Raw genomic sequence first — 26,043 nt, forward strand, 5'->3', positions numbered from 1 at the left:
TCTATTTGTAGTATAACGATATAAATATCTAGGATCAACCTCAATACAAATATTGGTACTCCCATAAATCATTCAACTCTATAAATATCCTCATCCAATATTTCCTCTCCATACTGAGTTTCGATCAACTGTACTTCTGACAGTGCTTGTAAACTATGACACATGCCGCGGGATACTCGGATTTGAGAACCAGCCTGAACAGGAATAGTCTCCCCTTCAAGTATGACTACCCCATTTCCCGAGGTGAATGTCCATAATTCTTCCCGCTTCAGATGTTTGTGGTAACTAAGCGACTTCCCTTCCATTATGCATACGCGGCGGATGAGCACTTGCTGTTCCTGTTGATTCTTGCCGTATTCCAGTACTTTATACCATCCCCAGTATCGCTCAACATACATCGGACGCTCTACGGAAGAATCCAACACTTCCTTTATTCGCGGGCTTTGAGCTTTATCAGCGACCAGGATTCCATCCGGGCTTGCCGCAATCACAAGATCACATACACCAAGCACCGCGATTGGTATATCTAACTCGTTAATAATATGGGTGTTCAAGGAATCCCTGCTGCAAATTCCTTTCCCTACAATGGGTTTTTGCATTTCCTCGGTTAATGTATTCCAAGTTCCAAGATCTTTCCAATTCCCGATATATGGAACAACCGCAATATTCTTCTGGCGCTCCACCACTTCGTAATCGAAGCTAACTTTGCGAATAATACCATATTTCTGAAGCAGTTCATGGTATGAAAGCGGTAAATTCCGGTTCGTGATTAAGTTAAGGAAGAATTTCAGCTTTCCAGCAAAAATTCCACAATTCCATAATGCCCCTTCATAAATAAGCCGATTAGCCACTGCTTCCGCCGGCTTTTCAATAAATTGTTTGACTGCATGATAACATAGAAGTTCGTTATCTTTTTCTGGAACGATATAGCCGTATTTTTCGGACGGATGTGTTGGTTTGGCACCCATTAAGGCAAGGGTCACATCTGTTTGTTGAACGATATCATTCAATTGGTGTAAAACTGAGAAAAAGGACGTATCCACATAGGGATCTACTGGCATAACCACTACGGTTTCATCCTCAGTTATATCTGTACATGTATGTAAATAACTCATGGATAATAATATGGCAGCAAATGTATCCCGACGTTCCGGTTCAATGATTAGGTTATTATGATCCCCTAATTGGTTATAGATCATTTCTTTTTGATCGTTACCCGTAACAATGTAAGTATGCTTCTCTAAACGTGCTTCCGTTAATTGCCTCCAGATTCGCTGCACCATAGATTCCGGCTCCCCCTGCGGGCTTGGAAGCACCTTCAAGAACTGTTTAGACCTTGAATCATTAGAGAGAGGCCACAATCTTTTGCCTGAGCCTCCTGATAAGAGTATAAGCTTCAATGGATGTCACAACCTTCTGATATAATAGTCATCTAAGCCCGAAAAAAAACCATTTCTTTGTTCTAATAATTGGTTTGTGAACCTCAATCTGATTTCCTAGAAGGAGCAATTTTCCATTCTCTTGATACATCCGTGAATGTAATGACCCTAATTCCTTGTCAATTCTACGGTAAGCAGCCCCTAGCTGGAAATTCCTCTGTTTCGAATTGTGTGCATCTGAAGCAATAAAATGTACTAAGTTCGATCTGCACCAACTAAGAGACAGCTTTTGTATTGTCGAACCGAATAATCCGTTAATGGAGTGGGATGTAACTTGAGTTAACGCTCCCAACTCAATAAAATTGTGAAGCATTCTTGGATTCGCTGCTAGTTCTCTATTCCTCTCGGGATGTGCAATGACCGGTATGATTCCTGCTACGCTGCATTCATGCAACAAATCCTCCATATATGTGGGAACATTGGAGGAAGGCAGCTCGAGCAGCATATATGGGGAATGATTCAGACGAAGCAGCTTCCCTGTTTGATAATCGTCGATGAGATCCGGATAGACCCTAATCTCCTGACCGGGATGAACAATTAATGGAATTCCCTCATCAGCCAAGTGCAGGTTAAGCAGCTGCACAGCCTCCACCACTTGATCGGCTTCGTTCATCCACTTTCCATTAGCATGATGTGGAGTCGCGATAATGTCGGTAATCCCCTCCGAAACAGCCAGTTTGGCCATCTCGACGGACTCGGCCAAGTCCTGGGCGCCATCATCTATCTGGGGTAAAATATGGCTATGAATATCGATCATTTGTACGCCTCCAATCAATTCATATTACATGGAACCATTGTATCCCCTTGCCCTGAATTCTTCATTGTTTCAAGCCCCTCACTTGTTATTCAGGCCATATGGATGTCCTACGTGATATCCGCTTACACCAATGCTACCGTTCTTCTTCGCCCTGCTTCGCCGCTCACAAATACAACCATTTACTAGGTTTAAGTATATCATAGACCAGAATCCCTAGAGGCACTTTACATCGACATTTTCGTTAAAGGAGGGAAATCGGGTCCGAAATAAAGAAAAGAACCCTCGATCGCTCGAGGGTTCTTCCTTTTGATGCGGTACTTCTTACATCATGCCGCCCATACCGCCCATGCCGCCCATGCCGCCCATATCCGGCATGCCGGCTTTTTTCTCTTCCGGCTTGTCGGCGATGACTGCTTCGGTGGTCAGGAACATGGCTGCGACGGATGCCGCGTTCTGCAGAGCGGAACGGGTTACCTTCGCCGGGTCGACGATGCCGGCTTCGAACATGTTGACCCACTCGTTGGTGGCGGCGTTGTAGCCTACACCTACTTTTTCCTTCTTCAGGCGCTCAACGATGACGGAGCCTTCTTGGCCCGCGTTGGCAGCGATGGTGCGTACCGGCTCTTCCAGAGCGCGCAGCACGATGTTCACGCCAGTCTTCTCGTCGCCGTCTGCTTGAACAGCGGCTACAGCGTTGTATACGTTCACGAGGGCGGTACCGCCACCGGAGACGATGCCTTCTTCCACAGCAGCGCGTGTGGAGTTCAGGGCGTCTTCGATGCGCAGCTTGCGCTCTTTCAGCTCGGTTTCGGTAGCGGCGCCGACCTTGATGACGGCTACGCCGCCGGACAGCTTAGCCAGACGCTCTTGCAGCTTCTCGCGGTCGAAGTCGGAAGTGGTCTCTTCCAATTGAACGCGGATCTGCTGTACGCGGGCACCGATGTCCTTCTTGTCGCCGTTGCCGTCGACAATGATGGTGTTTTCCTTGGTGACGCGAATTTGGCGGGCGGAGCCCATCTGCTCGATGCGGGCGGATTTCAGATCCAGACCCAGCTCTTCGGTGATCACTTGGCCGCCGGTCAGGGCAGCGATGTCACCCAGCATGGCTTTGCGGCGGTCGCCGAAGCCCGGAGCTTTGACGGCTACGCAAGTGAAGGTGCCGCGCAGTTTGTTGAGCACCAGGGTTGCCAGTGCTTCGCCTTCTACGTCTTCTGCGATGATCAGAAGCGCACGGCCTTGTTGAACCACTTTCTCGAGAACCGGCAGGATCTCTTGAATGTTGGTGATCTTCTTATCGGTGATCAGGATGTAAGGGTTGTCCAGAACCGCTTCCATCTTGTCGCTGTCGGTAACCATGTAAGCGGACAGGTAGCCGCGGTCGAATTGCATACCTTCAACGACTTCCAGCTCGGTGACGAAGCCTTTGGACTCTTCAACGGTTACGACGCCGTCGTTGCCCACTTTTTCCATAGCCTCGGCGATCAGTTGGCCCAGCTCTTCGTCAGCGGAGGAGATGGAAGCCACTTGCGCGATGGATTGCTTGCCTTCGATCGGCTTGGAGATAGCCTTCAGCTCTTCTACAGCAGCGCGTACTGCCTTCTCGATGCCCTTGCGAATGACCATCGGGTTCGCACCGGCGGTTACGTTCTTCAGGCCTTCGCGGATCATCGCTTGAGCCAGAACGGTTGCGGTGGTGGTACCGTCGCCCGCTACATCGTTGGTCTTGGTTGCGACTTCTTTAACCAGCTGAGCGCCCATGTTCTCGAACGCGTCCTCCAGCTCGATCTCCTTCGCGATGGTCACACCGTCGTTGGTGATGAGCGGGCTGCCGAATTTCTTCTCCAGCACCACGTTGCGGCCCTTCGGACCGAGAGTAACTTTGACAGCATTAGCCAGGGTGTCCACACCGCGGAGCATTGCGCGGCGGGCTTCTTCACTGAAACGGATATCTTTCGCCATGTATGGAAACCTCCTGAAATTGTTAGATTAAAGGTACGGCACAAGCCTTCGGTGCTCTATATTAGCCCAGTACGGCCAGGATGTCACTCTCACGCATGATCAACAGCTCTTGCCCTTGGTACTTCACTTCGGTACCGGCATACTTGGAGAAAAGAACGCGGTCGCCTTCTTTAACCTCCAACGCAACGCGTTGTCCATCCTTCAGGTGGCCGCTGCCTACAGCAACGACTTTGCCCTCTTGCGGCTTTTCCTTCGCAGTATCGGGAAGTACGATGCCGCTCGCCGTGGTCTCCTCCTTCGCAATGGCTTCAATCACTACGCGGTCGCCTAACGGTTTGATCATGGATCAATTGCCTCCTTGATAATTGGATTGGTTTGGTGGAAGGAACTTTCTGTTCACCTTGTTAGCACTCGAACATGGTTAGTGCTAACAACAATTCTTATGATAATCAGTTTGGGATCTTTTTGCAAGTCCTTTACGTGAAAAAAATGTATGTTCGCCCACCTTTTCTACCACTCTTCCAGACCTTAACCCCAAAACAAAACACCTTCTTCATTCTCTCCACCCGCAGCGAATTTATTCCAGCAAAATCCACGTTTCGCAAGCCATCGCCCTGGACATAGTCTTAGCCGAACGACATAAAAAGACTCCTCCGGCCATCCCGGAGGAGCTTGATTTTAGCGTGCTTCCTTGGCGTAGAACTCCTCTTCCCACTGCTGATCCTTCTGCAGCTGCTTGCGGTAGATCCGGGCAGACAGCAGCACGCTGAATTCGTAGAGCAGAATGAGCGGAACCGCCACCAAAAGATCCGAGATAAAGTCCGGCGGCGTGATCATGGTGCCAACGATGACGAGGATCAGATAGGCGACCCGGCGCATCTTGCGGAGGCGTCCGGGGTTCAGGATCCGAAGCTGGGTCAGGAACATGACCAGAATCGGAAGCTCGAACAAGAGGGCTACGGGAATCACGATGTTGAACATGAAGCTGAAATATTGGCTGATGCCGTAGGTCTCCGTCAGACCCATGCTCTTGTTCACCTTGGAGGTGAAGTAGACGGCCATCTTGAACACGACCCCATATGCAAAAGCCAACCCCACTACGAACAGCAGCAGGGAGAACGGAACGAAGCGCAGCGCTGCCTTCTGCTCATGCTCCTTCAGCCCCGGCTTGATGAAGGCCCACAGCTGATACATGGTGAAGGGCAGCGTCACGACCAAGCTCAGGACGAACGCAAACTGCATATAGATCCGGATTCCGTCCCACAGGGAGAACGCGTGCCACGGAATCGTATTCGCCGGAGGAACGCTCTTCAGATAATCGAGCACATACGTGGCGGCAATCAAACCGCCGATCAAGCTGATGACGAGGACGAGCATCACCCAGATAATCCGCTTGCGAAGCTCTGTCAGATGATCGACCAGCGCCATGGATTCTTGTTCCATACCTACACCCACCCGGCTGTCGTCGTTAAGTTGAAGACTCGATTAGTCCGGCAGACGGCGATTGGTGTCCTCGGACTTCTCCGAACGGGACTCGGAAAGCTTGGGCTCGTCTTGGCGGACATCCTTGCGGGACTTGGAGGAGTCATCCTCCATGATGTCCTTGGCGCCTTCCTTAAATTCCCGGAGGGTGCGGCCGAAGGCCCGGCCCAGCTCGGGAAGCTTGTTCGGCCCCCATAGCAGCAGGGCTACGAGAATAATCAGGATAATACCAGTAGGACCGATGCCGTTCAACATAATGCCATCTCCTTATTCGTCTTGGGAACGGCTCACCCGTTCCATAGAGCTTCTATCAGATAGAATCCATTCCATTGTACTGCTAATGGTGCTGCCAATCAATCGGATGTTCTAGTCGAAACCGACGTCGAAGCCATGCAGCTGGCTCAGCGCCTCCGGAAGGAAATCCATGATAGCGGCGAAGCTCTCGTGCACGCCCTTAGGATCTGCAGGCAGGTTAATGATCAAGGTTTGACCCCGAAGACCCGAGATGCCTCGCATGCACATGGCATGCGGCAGAGTCTTGGCCAGCAATGCGCTCCGAATCGCGTCGGCAAAGCCCGGTGCCAGGCGATCCACAACCTCCAGCGTCGCTTCCGGCGTCACATCCCGGGGCTTCAAGCCGATGCCGCCGGTGGTCAAAATCAGATTGGCCTGATAATAATCCGTCATCTCAATCAAAGCCGCCATGATCTCCGGCTTCTCATCGGGGACGATGCGGTATTCCACAATCTCCCCCATCAGCTCTTCCTCCACCAGCTCCCGGATGACCTGTGCGCTCGTATGCTCCCGTTCCCCGCGGGCGCCGCGGTCGCTTGTTGCCAGTATGCCCACTCGAAAATGCATGGAAAGCTCCTCCCTACCGTCAAACTCGTCTCATCCCGCTCTATCCGATCCAGCGGTTCTTATGGTGACCTCTACGTTCTCTGGAAATCTCCGTTCTTCCCGCCGCTCTTGGCCATGAGACGGGTCGGCCCGATCTCCATAGCCTTATCCGCTGCTTTGCACATATCGTACACCGTCAAGGCGGCGGCGCTTACGGCCGTTAAAGCTTCCATCTCCACCCCGGTCTTCCCCGTGATTCGGACGGTGGCTTCAATATAGAGCTCATCCACGCCGTTATCCGAGAAGCTGATATTGACGCCCGTCAATGCCAGCGGGTGGCACATGGGGATCCAATCGGAGGTTTTCTTCGCGGCCATGATGCCGGCTACCTGGGCGACCGCTCTTACATCCCCTTTGGCGATGCCGCCCTCCTTGATCCGGGCCAGCGTCTCCGGCTTCATCTTCACGGTGGTCTCCGCCGTGGCGGAGCGCTCCGTCACCGGCTTGTCCGAGATATCCACCATACGCGCGCGGCCTTGATCGTTAAAATGCGTCAGGTTGTCCTGCTCCGCCATCCTGTTGTTCCTCCTGTCCGGTTGAATCCGGTTCGTAACGCCCCGTCTCCGTCATGATCAGATCCATCCGCTCGTCGTGCGGCTCCATCGGAACCTCCTCCACGAGCTGGATCTCGAAGGCCGGAGCAAGCTTCAGCGGCTTCCTCCCCGCCTGGCGAAGCTCAGCGAAGAAACGGTCATAATACCCGCCTCCGTAACCAAGCCTTCCGCCGGAGCGATCGAATGCAACTCCCGGAACCAACACCGCCACGATGTCCCCTGCATCGGCTTCCGGAGCCCCTGCGAGGGGTTCCGGAATGCCCCAGGTGCCGGGAGCCAGCAGCTCCGGGCCCTGGATCCGGTGAAGCCGGAGCCGGCGGGGCTCCCGTATGGTTTTCGGCACGATGACAGGAATTCCCTGCTTCCAGCACCATTCCGCCACCGGAAAAATATCCGGCTCATGACCGAAGGGCATGTACATGAACAGGCCCCCTCCGCCGGCCAAGCCGGGATGATCCGCCAATACCGACAGGAGCCGTCCGCATAAGCGTTCGGACTTCAACCGCCGCTCCGAGGGGTCCAGACTCTCCCGCAGCTTCAGAACGCTTCGGCGAAGCACGCTTTTGTCCGGTGCCATGTTGGGTTCCCTCCTTGGGCCATTGCCGGATGACCGTTGTCCGCAGCTGTTCCTAAATGTCTTCCTTCTATTGTAACATAACTTCGGGAGTGTGAAAAAAGGGTGCACGATGGCCATTCCAACAGCCCCATCTCCGGAATGTTCGGTTATAGCCGTACTCCGTAGTGAGGAAGAAGGCCGGATATGGTACACTGATATAGGAACGGAATCATAGGATAGGGTCAGCATGTTGGAGGGAATAACGTAATGGCGATTTTGCTGCAGGCATCGAATATTACCAAAAGCTACGGCACCCGCGCGGTGCTGTCGAACATAACCGTACAAGTTCAAGACCGGGAGCGCATCGGTCTAGTCGGCGTCAACGGAGCCGGCAAATCGACATTATTACAGATCATTTCCGGGGAAATGTCATATGACAGCGGCGAAATTTTCAAGAGCAAAGAGGTTCGTGTCGGATATCTGGCCCAGAACAGCGGGTTGAATACCGACCGTACGATCTGGGCGGAGATGCTCGATGTGTTCACTCCCCTCTTGGAGACCGAACGCGAGCTTCGGGAGATGGAAGCCGCCATGGCCTACCCGAAGATCCACGAGGATGAGAGAATTTACGAGGAGCTGCTGCACAAGTACTCCCTGCGGCAGGAATGGTTCCGGGAGAAGGGCGGGTACGAGATGGAATCCCGGATCCGCAGTATCCTGCACGGCATGGGCTTCGGGACTTTCCCTCCCGAAACGGTGATCTCCACGTTGAGCGGCGGACAGCGTACTCGGCTTGCTCTGGCCAAGATGCTGCTCCAGCAGCCGGACGTGCTGATGCTGGACGAACCGACCAACCACCTGGACATCCAAACGCTGACCTGGCTGGAGGGCTATCTGCGCTCCTATCCCGGTGCCATTCTGGTCGTGTCCCATGACCGGTATTTCCTAGACGCTCTGGTCACGGTCATCTACGAGATCGAGAGGCACCAGTCCAAGCGCTATACCGGCAATTACACCCGCTTCATGGACCTGAAGGCAGCGGAATATGAGAGCCAAATGAAGCAGTTTGAGAAGCAGCAGGACGAGATTGCCCGGATGGAGGACTTCATCCAGAAGAACATCGTACGCGCTTCCACTACCAAGCGGGCCCAGAGCCGGCGCAAGGCGCTGGAGAAGCTGGACCGGATCGACAAGCCGATGGGAGACCTGAAGCGGGCCTCCTTCAGCTTCGAGGCCGGACAGAAATCCGGGAGGGACGTTCTGGACGCCAACAGCCTGGCTGTCTCCTTCGACGGCGGTCCGATGCTCTTCCGCAACGCCACCTTCCAGCTGTCGCGCGGAGATACGGCCGCTCTCATCGGTCCCAACGGCATCGGCAAGTCCACCCTGCTGAAGGTGCTCACCGGCCAGCTGAAGCCGGCCATGGGAACGTACTATTGGGGCACCAACGTTCAGATCGGCTTCTATGATCAAGAGCAATCGGGCCTGAACCCGGTTAATACGGTGCTCGACGAGGTCTGGAACGAGTATCCCCATCTGGAGGAGGCCCGGATCCGGACCGTACTGGGGAATTTCCTCTTTAGCGGCGAGGACGTGTTCAAACGGATCTCCTCCCTCTCCGGCGGAGAGAAGGCTCGGGTCGCGCTGGCCAAGCTTATGCTGCAGAATGCCAACGTGCTGATCCTGGACGAGCCGACGAACCACTTGGATCTCTACAGCAAAGAGGTGCTGGAAGCCGCCCTGATGGACTATGAGGGCACCCTGCTCTTCATCTCCCACGACCGATACTTCTTGAACAAGATGGCGGACCGGATCCTGGAGCTGTCACCCGACGGCATCACGGGTTACCTGGGCAACTACGACGATTATCTGGAGAAAAAGCTGGAGCAGGCCGAGTTCCTGGCCGAAGGAGGCGGTACCGCCGGAGGAGCCGGTGCTCCCGGCCCATCGAAGGGTGCCGGAGGGCTCGGCGCCCCGGGTTCGGCTGCCGGAGGAGCGGCGGCTGCAGAGTCGGCCGGTGCGGGCGGCCCATCGGCGGCGGTTGCCGGTAAGGGCAGCTATGAGGCCGACAAGCAGGCCAAGCGCGAGGAGCGGAACCGGCAGCGGCGTCTCGAGCAGCTGGAGCAGGACATCGCCCGGCTGGAGGGCGAGATCGCCGCTCTCGAGGAGGAGCTGACGCGGCCCGAGGTGTATCAGGACTACGTCCTGGTCCAGGAGAAGAACGAGGCCATCGACAAGCGGAAGCTGGAGCTGGAGCAAGCCTACGCGGCTTGGGAGGGCATGATGGAATAAGCGAAGGCCGGACTTGGGTTATCCGAGTCCGGCTTTTTGGCGTCTTTATGGGCGGAGGTCCTGAGATGGCACGCAGGGCCGAGGGCTCAAGGCCATGGAGGGCCTTCAAGCGAGAGGAACGCGTGGTCCTGGAGGAATGAAGGCCATCGGCGGCCTTCATTCGGCGAGGAGACGTCTGGGGTAGCACGGTGCTGGGGATGAAGGCCATGGAGGGCCTTCCAGCGAGAGGACGCGTGGTCCTTGGGAAATGAAGGCCATCGGCGGCCTTCATTTCTTCGGTGAAGCGTCGGGTGTGGTGCGATCCGGAGAACCTAAGGTGTGTGAACCAAACAAAGGGTGCTATCAAACCAATGAGAGTTGTCCCTTGTTGATAACTTCGTCCAAAAGCGTCTTATCCACATAGCTAATGTTTGAATTGTCTGAACTTTTCCACAACCTGCAAGTGGAGTCCTTGGAGTTCTTCACAATATTATCCCCAATATCCCCAGTATCCACCATTGCGTTTTACACAGGTTTCGCGCAGGAAAGTGGGTAACTGCTCCTTGAAAATCGCGGCTTTTCCCCACATATCCACAATATCAACACACCCTGTGCATAACTGTATCCACAAAAAGATACCGATACCTGTTAATATCTTCTTCAACCCCTCGGTTAGTAGAAGAAGTCTGCGCCGTACCTCCCCATCAAAAAAGACGCTTGGGCAGCGTTCTCTCCCAAGCGTCTTCTCCAGGTCACGGGCATCGTTGTGTTCCCAAAATGGGACAGCGTACCCGCACGGGGTAGGCCCCACTGTCCGCGTACCCGCAACGCCGTGCCGCTTCACTTCACCGACCAGCCCTCGAGGGACACGAGGGCTTCCGCCTTCAGGGAGAGATCGGCGAATTCGCCTCTCTCCCACTTCAAGTGCGCCGCGGCGGCGATCATCGCCGCGTTGTCCGTGCACAGCGCAAGCGGCGGAACCACCAGCGGGAGGCCTCTCCTCCCGCACCGTTCCGCCAGCGCTGTGCGCAGGCCCTTGTTGGCCGCCACGCCGCCGGCCAACAGCAGCTGCTTCGCGCCGAACTCCGTGGCGGCGCGCATGGCCTTCTCCGTCAATACGTCGATGACGGAGTCCTGGAACCCCCTTGCCACGTGGGCCGGGGCAAGGTCCTGCCCTTTCATCCGCGCCTGGTTCAGCGCGGCCAGCACCGCCGATTTCAGCCCGCTGAAGCTGAAATCGTAGGATTCCGGCTCGAGCCAGGCCCGGGGCAGCTTCAGCGCCCCGTCCGCCTCGTGGGCGAGCCGGTCCAGATGGGGGCCGCCGGGATAGGGCAGCCCCAAGGCGCGGGCTACCTTATCATAGGCCTCGCCCACTGCATCATCCCGGGTCCGCCCGATGATCCGGAATTGGCCGGGAGCCTCCAGCACCACCAGCTCCGTGTGGCCGCCCGAGACGACCAGCGCCAGGCTGGGGTAGAGGATCTCCTCCACGAAGCGGTTGGCGTAGATATGCCCAGCGATGTGGTGGACACCGATCAAGGGAACCCGCAGCGCCAGCGCCAGCGACTTGGCTGCCACCAGACCCACCAGAAGCGAGCCCACCAGCCCGGGTCCCTGGGTTACGGCAATGGCCGTCACATCCGCCAGCGTGATGCCCGCCCGGTCCACCGCTTCCTCGATGATCCAGGTGATGCTCTCCACATGCTGGCGGGACGCCACCTCCGGCACCACGCCGCCGAATTTCTTGTGCGTCTCGATCTGGCTGGAGATGATGTTGGACCGGATGGTCCGTCCGTCCTCGACCACCGCGACAGAGGTCTCGTCGCAGCTGGTCTCGATGGCTAAGAGAAGGCAGGGCCGCGGTTGCGGCTCCCGTCCATTATGGTCTGTCATGTTCGATTCCACCGTTCCCTACAGGATGTCCGTCCACATGATCAGGGCATCCTCGTTGTTGTCCGTATAGTAGCCTTTCCGCACTCCGACGGAGCGGAAGCCCATTTTTTCGTACAGGTTCTGGGCTACCCGGTTGGTCACCCTGACCTCCAGCGTCATGCGCCGGGCTCCCAGCTTCTTGGCATTCGCCCGGAGCTCCGTCAGGAGACGCTCGCCCCAGCCCCGGCCGCGGAAGGGAGAGCGCACCGCAATATTCGTAATATGGGCCTCGTCCATGATAATCCACATGCCGGCATAACCCGCAATGCGGCGCTCCATCTCCATCACCAGGTAATGGGCAAAATGGTTGTTCGTCAGCTCATTATGGAACGCCCCTGCCGTCCACGGCGTCGGGAAGGCCTCCACCTCAATCTCGCATATGGTCTCGATATCATCCACCCGCATGGGGCGAAAGGACGGATCCTGCGCGTCTGCCAAGCCTCTAACCGGAAGCTCCATACCGCTCCCTCCTGATTCCCTGTAAAGTCGTCCTACTTCTTCACGCCCGTCGCGGCAAGCAAACGGACCTCGGCCTCCGGAAGCTGTGTATAATTCGGCAGCAGCCCGTGCACGTCGTCCACATCTCCTGCGGCAAACCGAAGCGCCCCAAGCTGTCCGATATACCGGGCCTGCACCCCATACGGCAGTACGGCCGTCCGGATCCCCAACTCCTCCGCCTCAGCGGCGAACTGCGACAGGAGCTCGGCGAAACATTCCGTCTCCCCCGTAAAGAGCACAGTGTCCGGCTTCCGGTCCGCATGCCGAAGCTCCTCCAGGAGCTCTCCGGCCCAGCGCTCCATCAAGCGGATGCCGTCCTCCTGCCTTCGGGACCAGCCCGAGGCGAACACGTCTTCGGCGGCTTCTCCGCTTCCGGACTTCTCGAACCATGCGGTAAAAGCCTGCCCCCGACGGGCATTCATAAGCGGAACGACCCAACAGCCCAGGTCTGCCATGCCTACTCCGGAGCCGGCGTCTTCGCGGGAACTGACCCGGGACGATTCCCGGCTCCATGCCGAACAAGCGCCGCCGGCCATAGCTTCCAGCGTGGATACGCCCGCTACCGGCACCCGCAGCGCCCAAGCCAGCGTCTTCGCCGCCGTAACGCCGATCCGTACCCCCGTGTAGGAGCCCGGCCCCCGGCCGACAACGATACCCTGCAGCTCCTCCGTGGTCCAGCCCAGATCCTCCAACGCCTCCAGCACCGAGGGGAGCAGATACAGCGAGTGGTTCCGTTCCGCCGCCGTATCGATTTCCTTCCTCGTGACGCCTCCCTCGAGAAGCGCCACCGACATATTGGCCGTAGCCGTATCCAAGGCAAGCAGGCGCAGACCGCCTTCTTCCCTGTTTCTATTCATGCTCTTCATGGATCAGTCCCTGCTCCTTCAGTACCGAACACCACTTCTCGTAGACGGCCCCTACAGGCGCCAGATGGAACCGCCGCTCCGTCCAGCCGGTGTTCTCGATATAGACGGACAGCCGCTCCTCCGGGATCAGGTCCTCGATGATCGAGGCCCATTCAACCAAGGTCACGCCGTCGCCGTAGAAATAATCGTCCAAGCCCATGTCCTCCGCCTCCTCCAAGGAAATGCGGTAGACGTCCATATGATAGAACGGCATGGTCCGTCCTTCATATTCCTTGATGATGGTGAAGGTGGGACTGTTGACGGTCTCCTGCACCTCCAGCGCCTCGCCCACCGCCTTGGAGAAGGTCGTCTTCCCCGCCCCGAGGTCGCCGTCCAGGCCGATGATGGAGCCCGGCACGAACAGCCGGGTCAGCTCCTTGGCCAAGCGGTACGTATCCGCTTCGCCCCGGGAATCAAATTGATAGGAATGCGGCTTCTGTTCCACGCCGGTCTCCTCCTCGTTCCAATCTATGGTGGCCCGTTATTGAAAATGATTGTATCCCCGCTTGCCCAGCGGGGTTAGGCTGCCGTCCCGCCTCCGGAGCAGCACGCCCGGTTCCCCGTTCTCCGTGGGAAGAGCCTGTCCGACGGCATGGAGCGCAAGCCCCCGTTCGGCGAACAGCTCCTCCAGCAGGACGTAATCGGCGGCTACCGCCGTACCGACCAGCTGATAGTCCTCGCCCCCGTAGAGCATCCACTCCAATGGATCCCTGCCGGCTTCCTGCCCGTACCGGGCCAGCTCCGGCGTGATCCGAAGGGACGCCTCCTCCAGAAGCAGCGTGCAGCGGGAGGCCTCCGCCAGCTCCCAGGCTTCGCTGGCCAGCCCGTCGCTTACATCGTTCAACGCCCGCCCCAGTCCGCTCTCCGCCAGAATACGGCCGGCCTCCACCTGCGGCAGCGGACGCTGGTGCGCCTGCACCAGGGGAATCCAATGCTCCGGCATGCCCGAAGCATCATAGGCGCTGCCGCCTCTGCGAAGCAGTGCATCCAGGCCTCCGGCCGACAGCCCCAACGGTCCGGTGACGAATACGGTGTCACCGGGCTTGGCGGAGGAGCGCAGCAGCGCGCGTCCCGCTTCCACCTCGCCGATGACGGTAACGGTGACCGTCAAGCCGCCTGGATGCCCCGTCGTGTCGCCGCCCACGATGGCTACCCCGTACCGGTCCGCACATTCGTACAGTCCGTCGTACAGCTCCCGCAGCCGCTCCTCCGGTACTTCCTTCGGCACCGACAGGGCGATGACGGCGAACCGGGGCTCAGCCCCCATCGCCGCCATGTCGCTGATATTGGATGCCATGGCCTTGAAGCCGATGGCGCCGTAGGTCATGGTCTCCGGTTTAAAATGGATCTCCTGCACCATCGTATCGCAGGAGACGACCCACTGACGGCCGGGCCGGCCGTTCAGCACCGCCGCATCGTCGCCGATGCCCACAGCCACGCCGCTTCCGGTATCGGCACCCGACGGAGTCCGGCCGGACGTCAGCATGCGGATTAACCCGAATTCATCCAGCCCGGGCATGGCGATCCCTCCGATCCTTATTCAACCTATTATAGCACAGCCTTCATAGAATAAAACCCTGCCGAGCGGTTCCCGGCCCGCGGCAAATAGAAAGGCTGCCCTCCGCTTGCGGTGGACAGCCCACTTTTGTACCCATACGGGGTTAAATCTCTTGAAGCTCCTGAACGGATACGGTCTTCTTGCTGTTCGGGTTGTTCTTCACATGCACCGTCGCGCTGCCGCTGCCCGTGTCTACGCTGTCAATCCAGACCGGTACGCCGTCCAGCTTCACGTCGATGGTCTGATCCAGGCCGATGATCTCCTTGGCGCGTGTCACATCCATAGGTTCCCCTCCTCCCATTCCTCTTCCTCAACTTTTAATATCCGCCTCATTTGGCCACACTGTTACCAACGGATATTTGCAGGGCTGCATAAACTTCCCATACAGTTTTCTCCGAAATGCGAAAGTCTCATTCATGATCGCGGCTTCGGCTTCATAAAATGAACAGGATAATCGTGCTTCACCCATTCCTGCGGCCCCTCGGCCGCCTAAAAAAAGGAGGACGGACTCCATGCATACCGTCTGGAAAGGCGCCATCAGCTTCGGGCTTGTCCATGTGCCGGTCAAGATGTTCAGTGCCACGGAGGATAAGGACATCTCCATGAGGATGCTGCACAAAGCCTGCTCCACCCCGCTGAACTTCGTCCGCAAGTGCCAAACGTGCGACACGGAGGTGGAGTGGAACGACATCGTGAAGGGCTATGAATACGAGCAGGGCCGGTTCGTCCTCTTCGATAAGGAGGAGCTGGAGCAGCTGGGCGGCGAAGCTAATAAGGAGATCAAGATTCTGGATTTCGTGGACCTCCAGGAGATCGATCCGGTCTACTTCCAGAAGACCTACTACCTGGCCCCCGCGGATACCGGCTCCAATGCTTACAACCTGCTGCTCCGCTCCCTGACCGAAACCGGCAAGATCGGCATCGCCAAGGTATCCATCCGCTCCAAGAGCAGTCTGGCCGCCATCCGGGTTATCGAACGCTGCCTGGCCATGGAAACCATCTTCTACCCCGATGAGATCCGGCCCGTCTCCCAGGTGCCCAACCTGCCGGAGAATGCCGGGGTGAACGAGAAGGAGCTGACCATGGCCAAGATGCTCATCGAGCAGCTGTCCACACCCTTCGAACCGGAAAAATATACGGACGAATACCGCGACGCCGTCCTGGAGGCCATCCGCCACAAGGTGGCGGGCGAGGATATCCGGGTGGCCCCCGACACCCCGCAGAAGACCAACGTCATCGACCTTATGTCCGCCCTGCAGGCCAGCCTGGATGCGGTCAAATCCGCCGCTCCGGAGCCCGCGGCTGCGGGGAAGAAGCCAGCCGGAGGCACGGAACGCAAGGCTGCTGCAGCCAGTGGAGCGGACGAAGCGGCCCCTGCAACAGGCACGGACGAGGCCAAACCGAAGCGCGGCCGGCCCCGCAAGGTGAAAGAGACGGTGTAGCGCGGCATGTCCATCCTACACCGAACCCATATGGTTCTGCCCACAGATCCGATGAAGCCCATCGCCGTAGACGAGGTCCCGGAGGGACCCGATTGGGGCTATCAGCTGAAGTGGGACGGCGTCCGCATGCTGGCCCGGATCGACCGGGGGCAGGTGGAGCTCTTCTCCCGGAGGCTCCTGCCGAAGAACAGCGCTTACCCGGAGCTGGTCCGGGTGCTGTCCGAGCTGGAGGGCCCTTTCCTCCTGGACGGAGAGGTTGTCGTCTTCGATACGGCCAAGGGGCGGCCCGTCTTCCAGAAGGTGCTCCAGCGGGAGCGGCTTCGGACCTCAGCCACCATTCAACAGGCCGGGACCGCGGATCCCGTCCAGTTCGTGCTCTTCGACGTGCTCCACGCCGGAGGGAAGGATTGGCGGAACCGTCCGTACCGGGAGCGTCATGAGGAGCTCCTGCGTCTTTTTCCCGAGAAGCGGGAGCGGCTCTTCGTTACTGATCTATTCCCGGACCATCGCGCGCTGTGGGGATGGGTGGAGGAACGGGGCTGGGAGGGCATCGTCGCCAAGCGGCTGTCCGGCCCCTACCGCGAGGGCAAGAAGCATAAGGACTGGTTCAAGAAGAAGACCGCTCTGGTGCTGGACGTCGAGATTCTGGGCTACACCTTCAACGAAGGCCGTCTGGCCAGCCTCGTCATGGCGTCCGACGGTTACTACTTCGGGCGGGTGTCCCTGGGGCTGACCGAGGCCTCGAAGCGCCGTCTGATGGAGCGGGAGCTGAAGGAGGACGGACCGGGGAACCGGCCGTTCGCTACGCTCCCCTCCGACCTGAAGGGCGTGAAGCTGGGCTGGCTCGCGCAGCCCTTCCGCTGCAGGGTCACCGGTCTCGAGGTGACGGACGCCGGCCTCTTGAGGCATCCGAAGCTGGTGGAGCTGCCCGGTGACGAAGCATGATGCGATAAGAGAGGAGGATCCCGCATGGCCGGTACCGGTGTGAAGCCCCGCACCACCAAAGGCACGGTTGTCATCGAAGGCCACGAGCTGACCATTACGAATCCGGATAAGCCGCTCTTCCCGGAGATGGGGATTTCGAAGCTCCTCTACCTGCAGAAGCTCATCGCTCTGGCCCCGTATCTGCTGAAGTACACCCGCAACCGGTATCTGACCACCATCCGGTATCCGCACGGAGCCGGAGACCCGAAGTTCTTCTACCAGAAGAACGCGCCGGATCCCCTCCCCCCCTTCGTCCGGACGGCTCCCTTCCAGGGCATTAACTATGTGGTCCTGGACAGCATCCCCACGCTGGTCTGGCTGGGCAATCTGGCCTGCCTGGAGTTCCACCCGTCGCTGCATTACATCGGCGAAGAGCTTCCGGCCGAATGGCTCATCGACATCGATCCGAGCCTGGAGGAGGAGCCCCGAATCATGCAGGCCGCCCGTCTGGTCGGCGAGGCCCTCGACAAGATGGGGATCCAATCGGTGCCCAAGACCTCCGGTGCCACAGGCGTGCAGATCTATGTCCCGATCCGCAAGGGCTACACCTTCGAGCAGCTGAGGGCGGTAGGGCATTTTGTCGGACACTACCTGGTGGAGACCCACCCGAGTCTCTTCACCATCGAGCGTCTGAAGAAGAACCGGGGCGATCTGATCTACGTGGATTACCTCCAGCACTGGTTCGGCAAGACCCTCTCCGCTCCTTATACTCCGAGGGCTCGGGCCGGAGCCACCCTGTCAACCCCGCTTCTATGGCAGGAAGTGGAGTCCGGCTGCGATCCTCGGGACTTCCATCTCCTGAACATCGAGGAGCGGCTGGCCCGCATGGGCGACCTGATCGACCGGGTGCCTCCCCAATCGCTGGACCGGGTGTTGGCTATTCTCGGGCAAGGGTAAGGGTATGGGACCGTCACAGGACGGTCTTCCCCCCACGCCAAAACGTCCCGGCTCCGCGCTGAATGCGGGGGAACCGGGACGTTTTGGCGTGGAGCGGGGGCCTTTAGAACAGCGGCGACAGCATCCGGCCCAGGATCTCCTTGCCTCTCTGAAGCCGGGAGCGGCGCTCGAATTCGGACAAGGCCACCTCCTCGCATTCCTTCAGGTCGAGCCGGAACTGACGCTCCAGCTTCTGGATCAGATGCCGGTCGAACAGGATGGCATTCTGCTCGAAGTTGCTGAAGAAGCTCCGCATATCCATATTGGCGGTGCCCACCGTGGCCATCTTGTCGTCGACGATCAGCATCTTGCTGTGAATGAAGCCCTTGGCATACATGTAGAACCGGACCCCTGACTGGAGCAGCTCCTCCAGGTAGGACAAGGAGGCCCAGTGTACGATCCGCGTATCGGGGATCTTGGGCAGAATGATCCGGACATCCACTCCGCTGATGGCCGCCGTCTTCAGGGCGAGACGGATGCCCGGCTCCGGGATGAAGTAAGGGGTCGTGATGTACAGCCTGTTCTTCGCCGTGGCCACAGCGGAGAAATACACCTCCAGGATGGTGTCCCAATGGGCGTCCGGCCCGCTGTTGACGATCTGGACCAGATCCTCGCCCATGCACTCGTGCTCCGGCAGGTAGCGTCCGTCGTGCAGCAGGTCCCCCTTGACGAAGTACCAGTCCTGAATGAAGGTGTTCTGCAGGTAATACACGGCATCCCCCACCACCTTCATGTGGGTGTCCCTCCAGTAGCCCAATCTGGGGTTCCGGCCCACGTATTCATCTCCGACATTGATACCCCCGAGAAAGCCGGTCAGTCCGTCCACCACCACGATCTTCCTGTGATTGCGGTAGTTCAAGCGCTTATCGGCCAAGGCGAAGAGCGGCGGCAGGAAGCAGCCCGTCTCGATCCCCGCGTCCTCCAGCAAGCGGACGGTCCGGTCCGGCATATCCAAGGAGCCGATTCCGTCGTAGAGAAACCGGACCTTCACCCCCTCCGCGGCCTTCCTGGTCATCAGATCGATGAAGCGGCGTCCCGTCTCGTCGTTCCGGAAGGTGTAATATTCCATATGGATATGATCTCGCGCCTCCTCCATAGCCTGGAGGATAGCTTCGAAGGTATCACAGCCGTTGTAGTAGAACTCCACTTCGTTGCACTTGGTTATGGGTGCTCCCGGAAGGTTGCTGAGCAGGCCGAATAGCCGTTCGTCCCCTTCGATGGCCCTGGAGCCCCGGGAGCCTTTCTTCAACAGGCGGGAGAGCCGCTGCAGATCCCTCCGCATCTCCATCATGAGCCGGTGGGTCTTGCGCTTCACGATCCGGCGCCGCGTGTAGCTCTTGGCCAGAAAATAATACATGACGAAGCCGATCACGGGGAGAATGAAGAGGACGGCCAGCCAGGCCACCGTTTTCTCCGGATGGCGGAATTCCGAGACCAGTATCGTGATGATCTGGAAGATGAAAAGAATCAGGATGACAACGATCCAAACCATGGGCCAGCTCCCTCCTTCATGCAGCTCATGCTGGAATGGGGTCCTCCGGATTACCATTGTTCCCCGAAACCGCCGTTTTCAGTAGAAGCCCCTCTCCTGGCCCATGTTCCTCCCTACAGTCCGTCGGGAGTACCACCGGTACACCATCCAGGTGCCTGCAGCCGTAACCAGCAGGGTGATCAGGCTTCCCTCCGCGCCGAAGCCTCCTCCGGACAACCATTCGGCCCCCCGTGCCTCCAGGCGGATGAAGGATTCCACCGGCTTCCCGGAGACGGCGAAGCCGTAGACGTTCCCCTGGAAGAAATTCCAGGTCAAGTGCAGCCCGATAGGCATCCACAGCCCACCGGACACCTCTCTCGAGACGCCGAGCAGAACGCCGGCTGCGAACAGCTCCAAGAGGGGAACCGGGTTCTGGAGAATATCGTCATTGCCCAGATGCAAGGAGGCGAAGAGCAGCGAGGTCACCGCCACTGCGGGCCAGGGGCCGTAATGGTACCGGATCAGCCCTTGGACATAGCCCCTGGTCATCAGCTCCTCGTTGATGGCGACGAAGATGAAGAGCAGGAACCAGACTGCCAGCCCTCCTCCTTCTCCGGCACGGACCCCCGCATCGATGAGCCGGTAGCCTCCCGCCGCACCGATCCCCGCAAAGGATATCGTGATGAGCAAGACGCCCCATCCCATTCCTTCCCCCAACCTCCGGCAAGCCAAGGGCAGCGGTTGCTTGACTCCCATGCTCCAGCCTCTCTTGCGCTCGAAGCTCAGGTACATCAGCAGCGGCGCCGCGATAAAGCACACGGGCTGGACGAAGGTCGACCATCTCCCCGGCGACAGGTTAATTCCCCCGTCTCCCACGCTTCCGCCCGAGCGAACATGCTGCAGCGCCACGACCACGCCGATGACCAGCATAACCGCCATAACTGCCGCGAAGGCCATGACCAGGAGGAGCACGACCTTGCCCACAATCTCTGCGATCTTCTTCGTCTGTCTTCCCATAACACCCTCCGATCTCTCTGCCGCTAAGAATCAACGGATATGAAAAAGAACCCCCGAACGGGGATTCTTCCTAAGCCGCCACGTCACGTCTGTTGAAGATGGACCAGCTCAGCAGGTTAAACACAATGAAATATACCAGCAGGATGGCGATGGAGGCGGACATGGTCATGCCGTCGAACATAGGCTTCCCCTCCAGGTATTGAGTCAGGTCCGTATTGGAGAACAGCCAGAACCTTCCCCAGCTCCACTGGCTAAAGAACAGCGTGATCGCCTGACCCAGGAACAGCATCAACAGGGACAAGCCGATGGACAAGGAGCTGCTCCGGAACACCGTGGAGATCATGAAGGCCAGGGTTACGACCATAATCAGCTCCACACATTTCAGTGCATAGGTATTCAAGGCGTGCAGCAGCATGCTGCTCTCCTGCACCTTCATGGAGGCGTCCACGTGCAGATAGGGCGAGCCCACATCCGTAAAGCCATACAGGAAGCCGTTCAAGATGAACGTGGTGCCGAACAGGGTGACCAGCAGCAGAATGGAGAAGCCGATGGTGGCCAAATATTTGGACATCAGGATTTTGGACCGGCTGGCCGGTCGGATGAGCAGGAGCTTGATGGTGCCTGCCGTAAACTCGCCCGCCACAATATCCGCCGCCACCACCACCGTGAAGATGGTCACGATCTGGATCCATTCGGACATGCTCAGTACCACGCCCCAGAGCGTTTGGTTCGAGGGCGGAATGCCGTTGTCCAATCGGTATTGGTTGACGGCGATGGTCCGCCGCATCTCCTCCTTGGCCAGGTCCGGCATATCCGCCCGGTCGGCCAACCGTTGCTCGCTCAAGGCGATGCTGCTCCGAGCCTCGGCCTCCCAGCCTTCGTTGTGTCGGTTGGCGGTAGACCTGGTGATCAGGGAGGTCCCGACCACCAGGGTCACCAGGATGCCGGCCAGGATCCAAGTCCGGAGACGGCGGTAGATCTTCATGTTCTCATTCTGGATGAGATTAAGCAATCTGATCACTTCCCGTCATTTCCAAGAATTTGTCCTCCAGCGACTTCGCTACGGGCTTGATGGCATAGATCTTGATTCCCGCGTGAACGAGCAGCGCCGTAACCTCGGCGATCTCCTCCCGGTCCAGTTGGAGGATGATGCCGCCCTGCTGAACCTCCGCCGGGAATCCGCCCGGATTCTGGGAGAGCGCTTGCCGGGCCTCCTCCACGTCGGATACCTCGAATACGACGGAGGACCGCTGCTCCTCCTGCATGATGTCCTTGATCAAACGTACGTCCACCAGCCTGCCGTTCTGGATGATGGCCACCCGGTCGCACATCAGCTCCATCTCCGACAAGAGATGGCTTGAGACGACGACGGAGATGCCTTCTTCCTTGGCCAGACGCCGGAGGTAATCCCGCAGCTCCCGGATGCCCGCAGGATCCAGGCCGTTGGTCGGTTCATCCAGAATCAAGAGCGCAGGCTTGTGCAGCAGGGCCTGAGCTACCCCCAAGCGCTGACGCATACCCAGGGAGTAGGTCTTCACCTTATCGTGGATCCGGTTCTGCAGGCCGACCAGAGCGACAACCTCCTGGATCCGGTGCTTGGTAATCCCGGGCACCATCCGGGCGAAATGCTTCAGGTTGTTCCACCCGGACAAATATTTGTACATCTCCGGATTCTCGACGATGGCCCCCACCTGCTTGATGGCCTTCTCGAAATGATCCGTGATGCTGTAACCTCCGATCAGCACATCCCCTTCGGTAATGGACATCAGGCCGACCATCATCCGGATGGTGGTCGTCTTGCCCGCTCCGTTAGGGCCAAGGAAGCCGAACACCTCTCCCCGGGGGACCTCGAAGCTGAGCTTGTCGATAATCGTTTTGGAGCCGATCCGTTTGGTCACGTTGTGAAGCTGAACGATGGGTTCGCTCATTTCTTCCCCTCCAAATCCCAATTCCTGTCACTCATCATAGCTTTTCTGAAGCGGTTTGCATAGTCCCTCCGGTCATTAATCTGACACGTCAAGTCATATGAAGGCCTCTTCGCCGGGTCATGCTCGGAGTCACATGACTGTAATCACTTTAGGATTCAGCCGTTCTGAAGTACAATGAAATGGACAATTACCATTATAACGGGTTTTCGAATCCATAGGTTTCAATCGAGAGGGGAAACGGCGTCATATGGTCATCGAACGCAGGGCATGGCAGTGGGTGGACTGGGCCTTGTTCGGCATCTTAACCTCCTGGCTGGGGATGGGGATCCTGTTCATCTTCACCGAGGCCGGAATGGGAAGTCTGGGGATGAGATTTCTGGTGGCCGGGTGGGTCCTGGTCTCCTACTTCGCGACCTTGGCCGTCTGGCGGCCCTACTATACGAACCGGCTGGCTCTGCCCTTCGTCGTACTTGCCACCTGCGGCTCTCTGGAGATGTACCTGATCTACCTGAATGGCCGCGAATTCATCGGAATCGTCACGGTCATGCTGCTCCTGATCGCCTTCCACTCCAGGGGCAAGCTGCTTCCCTTCAATATGGTGCTGTTCCTCGTTGCGCTACCCGTTGCGGAGAATCTGCTGCTCATGGACGAACCGGTCGAATTCGCCCATCTCTTCAACCATATGGTCAGCCTGGGCTCCCTGTTCGCCTTGGGCTACGGCATCCAGCGGATGTGGCTCTCCACCCATGGGGTGAAGAAGCTGTATGAGGAGAATCTGCGGCAGTACCGGCTCATCCAGGAGCAGAATAAGGCGTTGGAGCAGTATGCCAACCAGGTCGAAAAGCTGACGCTTCTGGAGGAGCGGAACCGGATGGCCCGGGAGCTTCACGACACGGTGGGACATACGTTCACCTCCGTCGTCATGGGCATGGATGCCGTGTCCTATCTGATGGATACGGCTCCCGACAAGGCGAAGGATAAGCTGGAGGTGCTGCGCCAGGTGACCCGCAACGGCCTGGAGGAGGTTCGGCGCAGCATTCACCAGATCGCTCCCCAGGAAGAGGAAGGAACCTTCCTGCAGCAGTTTTCCCACCTGGCTCAAGAGTTCGCCGTCCATACCGGCACCAAGATCGGCATCCAGCAGGAAGGAACGGAGTTCGAGCTGCCCAAGCAGGTGCAGCTGACGCTGATCCGATGCCTGCAGGAGGCGCTGACGAATGCCAAGCGCCATGGGCAGGCCGCAACGGTCTACGTGACGCTGGCGTATCTCGAGGGAGGTGTCCGGCTCACGGTATCCGATGACGGCATCGGCTCCGAGCAGCTGGAGGCCGGCTTCGGCCTGAACTCCATGAGGGAGCGTCTTGATGCCCTCCAGGGCAGTCTGGAGGTTACCTCCTCCAGGGACCGGGGAACCGAGGTGCGCTGCCGGATCCCGATCCGCCGGTAAGCCGCTTGCAGATGGAATTCGCATATCGAAGGAGGATGCAGGATGAAGGAAATTAAGCTGCTCTTAACGGATGATCAGGACCTGATCCGGGAAAGTCTGCATATCGTACTCGACATGGATCCGGATATCCAGGTGGTCGGCCTGGCGGAGAACGGCCGGATGGCCGTGGAGCTGTGCGCAGAGCACCAGCCTGACGTGGTGCTGATGGATATCCATATGCCCGAGATGGACGGAGTGGAAGCCACCCGCCGGATCAAGGCGCAGTGGCCCCACATCCGCGTGATCATATTGACCACGTTCCAGGAGATCGCCTATGTGGTGGACGCCTTGAGTGCAGGCGCCGAAGGCTATCTGCTGAAGGCGATCCATCCCCGGGATCTGGCTGCCGGGATCAAGTGGGTGAACCGAGGCGGGACGCTCATCCCCCAGGACATCGCCAAGATGCTGGTCAACCGCCTTCAGGGCGGCCGGCAGGAAAGCAGCGCCCCCGCAGCATCCGGCGGTCCCGCCGAGGAAGCAGCGGTCCGGGGCGGCGGGGGCTCGGCCTACGGCTTAAGCGACCGCGAGCTCCAGGTTCTCCACTGCATCTCCGACGGACTGAACAACCGGGAGATTGCGGAGAAGCTGTTCCTTTCGGAGGGCACGGTGAAGAACTATATCTCTAGCATCTATTCCAAGATGGACGTGCGCGACCGCATCCAGGCTACGAAGAAGGCCCAGGATGAAGGTATGCTGTGATGAAGCCAATCTACTCCCTGCCGGCGGGAGTGCCGAGAATTGGAGCCAGCTTGTCCTGCAAGGCCCGTTCCAGATAAGGATCCGCATGGAGAAACTGCTTGAAGGTCTTATAGGCCTCCGACAGTTTCTCTTGTTGTTTCGGCGAAGGCGCCGAGGTCTGGCGGACCGCACGGATCAGCAGGTTTTTGGGCGTATGCTCCATGTCGATGAACTCCAGCAGCTGGGTCTTGTAGCCGACCAGCTCCAGCAGATGGGCCCGGATCGAGTCGGTGGCCAGCGCCGCCAGACGCTCCTTGATGATCCCGTGGTTCAGCATCGGAGACAGGGTCTCGCTCTTGATCTGACGGTTCAGCTCATGCTGGCAGCAGGGCACGGACAGAATGACGTCGGCGTTCCACCGGACCGCCTTCTCCAGCGCCGCATCCGTGGCCGTATCGCAGGCGTGGAGCGTCACCACCATATCCGCCGGCTGCTCGTCGCGGTAATCCTGAATGTCCCCCGCCTGGAAGCGAAGTCCTGCGTAACCGAACTGTCCGGCCAAGGCGGAGCAATGGGTGATGACGTCCTCCTTCAGGTCTAGTCCGATAATCTCTACATCCAGCTTGCGGATGTACACGAGATAGTGGTACAGAGCGAAGGTCAAGTACGATTTTCCGCAGCCAAAATCCACGATCCGGAGCTTCCGGTCCTTCTTCAGATGGGGAACGATGTCTCCGATCATCTCCAGGTAGCGGTTAATCTGGCGGAACTTATCATACTTCTGCGCCAGCACCTTGCCCTGGGCGTTCATCACTCCCAGCTCCACCAGAAACGGCACGGGCGTGCCTTCCTCCAGCACGTAATGCTTCTTCCGGTTATGGGTGAGCTCCGCCTCCTGCTTGGTGGCGCCCCGCTCCAGGATGGACACCTTGCCCTTCTTGTCCACCAGCACCTGGTAGTCCGCCTCCGCGGTCTGCAGCAGCCCCTGCTTGAAGGCCCCGGCCAGCCAATCCGCCAGCCTGCTTCCCGCTTCCTCCGGCGCCACGTTCTCGTGGAAGACCTTAGCCCCCACCGTACGTTCGAACTGATATACCCGATCGCCCTTAAGCAAGAGCGGCTTGATCTTGATCTTGCTCGGCGCCTCCGGCGTCTTCGACCGGGGACCGCTTAATACCGCCTGCACCAGCTTACCCTCGCCGCACAGCCGTTCCGCCAATTCCTTCAGCTTGTCCATTCTTGTTCGTACCCTCCCGCTATCATCCGATGGGTTCATTATACAAAAAAAATGCC

Annotated in this window: 26 protein-coding genes; 6 read left to right on the top strand and 20 right to left on the bottom strand. The window is 58.2% G+C overall.

Annotation, left to right across the window (positions count from 1 at the left end; all coding sequences use genetic code 11):
• Positions 1-68: 68 nt before the first annotated feature.
• From ACSEXW_RS03365 to ACSEXW_RS03405, 9 genes are all read right to left on the bottom strand, one after another.
• Positions 69-1,400: a sugar phosphate nucleotidyltransferase gene (locus ACSEXW_RS03365; protein ID WP_438444679.1), complete on the bottom strand. Its 1,332-nt coding sequence runs from the start codon at positions 1,398-1,400 to the stop codon at positions 69-71.
• A 28-nt stretch (positions 1,401-1,428) separates the two neighbouring features.
• Positions 1,429-2,196 (bottom strand): tyrosine-protein phosphatase, encoded by a 768-nt coding sequence (locus ACSEXW_RS03370; RefSeq protein ID WP_438444680.1) that lies wholly within the window; start codon positions 2,194-2,196, stop codon positions 1,429-1,431.
• A 321-nt stretch (positions 2,197-2,517) separates the two neighbouring features.
• Entirely contained in the window at positions 2,518-4,155 is a 1,638-nt protein-coding gene (groL, locus tag ACSEXW_RS03375; RefSeq protein WP_438444681.1) for a chaperonin GroEL, read from the bottom strand.
• Positions 4,156-4,216: 61 nt separating this feature from the next.
• Positions 4,217-4,498 (bottom strand): co-chaperone GroES, encoded by a 282-nt coding sequence (groES, locus tag ACSEXW_RS03380; RefSeq protein WP_438444682.1) that lies wholly within the window; start codon positions 4,496-4,498, stop codon positions 4,217-4,219.
• A gap of 335 nt (positions 4,499-4,833) precedes the next feature.
• Entirely contained in the window at positions 4,834-5,598 is a 765-nt protein-coding gene (gene tatC / locus ACSEXW_RS03385; RefSeq protein WP_438444683.1) for a twin-arginine translocase subunit TatC, read from the bottom strand.
• Between the two features lie 42 nt (positions 5,599-5,640).
• Positions 5,641-5,892 carry a twin-arginine translocase TatA/TatE family subunit gene (gene tatA / locus ACSEXW_RS03390; RefSeq protein WP_438444684.1) on the bottom strand — a complete coding sequence of 84 codons (252 nt, stop codon included), beginning with the start codon at positions 5,890-5,892 and terminating at the stop codon, positions 5,641-5,643.
• Positions 5,893-6,003: 111 nt separating this feature from the next.
• Complete coding sequence (locus ACSEXW_RS03395) at positions 6,004-6,498, bottom strand: MogA/MoaB family molybdenum cofactor biosynthesis protein (protein WP_438444685.1); 495 nt, start codon at positions 6,496-6,498, stop codon at positions 6,004-6,006.
• Between the two features lie 71 nt (positions 6,499-6,569).
• Positions 6,570-7,052 (bottom strand): cyclic pyranopterin monophosphate synthase MoaC, encoded by a 483-nt coding sequence (gene moaC / locus ACSEXW_RS03400; protein WP_438444686.1) that lies wholly within the window; start codon positions 7,050-7,052, stop codon positions 6,570-6,572.
• Entirely contained in the window at positions 7,021-7,668 is a 648-nt protein-coding gene (locus tag ACSEXW_RS03405; protein WP_438444687.1) for a 5-formyltetrahydrofolate cyclo-ligase, read from the bottom strand. Before ACSEXW_RS03405 ends, moaC begins: the two co-directional genes overlap by 32 nt.
• A gap of 252 nt (positions 7,669-7,920) precedes the next feature.
• On the opposite strand from ACSEXW_RS03405, the gene ACSEXW_RS03410 reads away from it, so the two are divergent.
• Positions 7,921-9,939: an ABC-F family ATP-binding cassette domain-containing protein gene (locus tag ACSEXW_RS03410; protein WP_438444839.1), complete on the top strand. Its 2,019-nt coding sequence runs from the start codon at positions 7,921-7,923 to the stop codon at positions 9,937-9,939.
• An 819-nt stretch (positions 9,940-10,758) separates the two neighbouring features.
• Here the strand turns inward: ACSEXW_RS03410 and tsaD are convergent.
• From tsaD to ACSEXW_RS03440, 6 genes are all read right to left on the bottom strand, one after another.
• Positions 10,759-11,811: a tRNA (adenosine(37)-N6)-threonylcarbamoyltransferase complex transferase subunit TsaD gene (gene tsaD / locus ACSEXW_RS03415; protein WP_438444688.1), complete on the bottom strand. Its 1,053-nt coding sequence runs from the start codon at positions 11,809-11,811 to the stop codon at positions 10,759-10,761.
• An 18-nt stretch (positions 11,812-11,829) separates the two neighbouring features.
• Positions 11,830-12,309 carry a ribosomal protein S18-alanine N-acetyltransferase gene (rimI, locus tag ACSEXW_RS03420; protein WP_438444689.1) on the bottom strand — a complete coding sequence of 160 codons (480 nt, stop codon included), beginning with the start codon at positions 12,307-12,309 and terminating at the stop codon, positions 11,830-11,832.
• 32 nt (positions 12,310-12,341) lie between these two features.
• Positions 12,342-13,214 (bottom strand): tRNA (adenosine(37)-N6)-threonylcarbamoyltransferase complex dimerization subunit type 1 TsaB, encoded by an 873-nt coding sequence (tsaB, locus tag ACSEXW_RS03425; RefSeq protein WP_438444690.1) that lies wholly within the window; start codon positions 13,212-13,214, stop codon positions 12,342-12,344.
• Positions 13,198-13,698, bottom strand: coding sequence for a tRNA (adenosine(37)-N6)-threonylcarbamoyltransferase complex ATPase subunit type 1 TsaE (gene tsaE / locus ACSEXW_RS03430; RefSeq protein ID WP_438444691.1), 501 nt, complete (start codon positions 13,696-13,698; stop codon positions 13,198-13,200). The genes tsaB and tsaE overlap by 17 nt, the downstream gene beginning before the upstream one ends.
• A gap of 36 nt (positions 13,699-13,734) precedes the next feature.
• Positions 13,735-14,772 carry a thiamine-phosphate kinase gene (thiL, locus tag ACSEXW_RS03435; protein WP_438444692.1) on the bottom strand — a complete coding sequence of 346 codons (1,038 nt, stop codon included), beginning with the start codon at positions 14,770-14,772 and terminating at the stop codon, positions 13,735-13,737.
• A gap of 142 nt (positions 14,773-14,914) precedes the next feature.
• The gene (locus ACSEXW_RS03440; RefSeq protein ID WP_438444693.1) at positions 14,915-15,094 is read right to left on the bottom strand and encodes an H-type small acid-soluble spore protein; all 180 of its coding nucleotides are present in this window, start codon (positions 15,092-15,094) and stop codon (positions 14,915-14,917) included.
• Positions 15,095-15,323: 229 nt separating this feature from the next.
• Here ACSEXW_RS03440 and ku point away from each other — a divergent pair, with 229 nt between their 5' ends.
• Genes ku through ACSEXW_RS03455 form a run of 3 tightly spaced genes read left to right on the top strand, consistent with a single transcriptional unit; the run spans position 15,324 to position 18,134 of the window.
• Positions 15,324-16,253 (top strand): non-homologous end joining protein Ku, encoded by a 930-nt coding sequence (ku, locus tag ACSEXW_RS03445; RefSeq protein ID WP_438444694.1) that lies wholly within the window; start codon positions 15,324-15,326, stop codon positions 16,251-16,253.
• Positions 16,254-16,259: 6 nt separating this feature from the next.
• Positions 16,260-17,198, top strand: coding sequence for an ATP-dependent DNA ligase (locus ACSEXW_RS03450; RefSeq protein WP_438444695.1), 939 nt, complete (start codon positions 16,260-16,262; stop codon positions 17,196-17,198).
• Between the two features lie 24 nt (positions 17,199-17,222).
• Positions 17,223-18,134, top strand: a complete 912-nt coding sequence (locus tag ACSEXW_RS03455; RefSeq protein ID WP_438444696.1) for a DNA polymerase domain-containing protein — start codon at positions 17,223-17,225, stop codon at positions 18,132-18,134.
• Positions 18,135-18,237: 103 nt separating this feature from the next.
• On the opposite strand, the gene cls is transcribed toward ACSEXW_RS03455, so the two are convergent.
• From cls to ACSEXW_RS03475, 4 genes are all read right to left on the bottom strand, one after another.
• Entirely contained in the window at positions 18,238-19,665 is a 1,428-nt protein-coding gene (gene cls, locus ACSEXW_RS03460) for a cardiolipin synthase (RefSeq protein WP_438444697.1), read from the bottom strand.
• 78 nt (positions 19,666-19,743) lie between these two features.
• Positions 19,744-20,661 carry a CPBP family intramembrane glutamic endopeptidase gene (locus ACSEXW_RS03465; protein WP_438444698.1) on the bottom strand — a complete coding sequence of 306 codons (918 nt, stop codon included), beginning with the start codon at positions 20,659-20,661 and terminating at the stop codon, positions 19,744-19,746.
• Positions 20,662-20,731: 70 nt separating this feature from the next.
• On the bottom strand, positions 20,732-21,673 hold the full coding sequence (locus ACSEXW_RS03470; RefSeq protein ID WP_438444699.1) for an ABC transporter permease: 942 nt from the start codon (positions 21,671-21,673) through the stop codon (positions 20,732-20,734).
• Positions 21,666-22,589, bottom strand: coding sequence for an ABC transporter ATP-binding protein (locus ACSEXW_RS03475; protein WP_438444700.1), 924 nt, complete (start codon positions 22,587-22,589; stop codon positions 21,666-21,668). The genes ACSEXW_RS03470 and ACSEXW_RS03475 overlap by 8 nt, the downstream gene beginning before the upstream one ends.
• Before the next feature lie 247 nt (positions 22,590-22,836).
• Here ACSEXW_RS03475 and ACSEXW_RS03480 point away from each other — a divergent pair, with 247 nt between their 5' ends.
• Both ACSEXW_RS03480 and ACSEXW_RS03485 read left to right on the top strand, forming a co-directional pair.
• Positions 22,837-24,036, top strand: a complete 1,200-nt coding sequence (locus ACSEXW_RS03480; RefSeq protein ID WP_438444701.1) for a sensor histidine kinase — start codon at positions 22,837-22,839, stop codon at positions 24,034-24,036.
• A 42-nt stretch (positions 24,037-24,078) separates the two neighbouring features.
• Complete coding sequence (locus ACSEXW_RS03485) at positions 24,079-24,774, top strand: response regulator (RefSeq protein ID WP_438444702.1); 696 nt, start codon at positions 24,079-24,081, stop codon at positions 24,772-24,774.
• 10 nt (positions 24,775-24,784) lie between these two features.
• On the opposite strand, the gene ACSEXW_RS03490 is transcribed toward ACSEXW_RS03485, so the two are convergent.
• Positions 24,785-25,987, bottom strand: coding sequence for a class I SAM-dependent methyltransferase (locus ACSEXW_RS03490; protein ID WP_438444703.1), 1,203 nt, complete (start codon positions 25,985-25,987; stop codon positions 24,785-24,787).
• Positions 25,988-26,043 lie beyond the last annotated feature (56 nt).

Source organism: Oryzibacillus soli, assembly GCF_051594765.1.
Classification (GTDB): domain Bacteria; phylum Bacillota; class Bacilli; order Paenibacillales; family NBRC-103111; genus Paenibacillus_AR.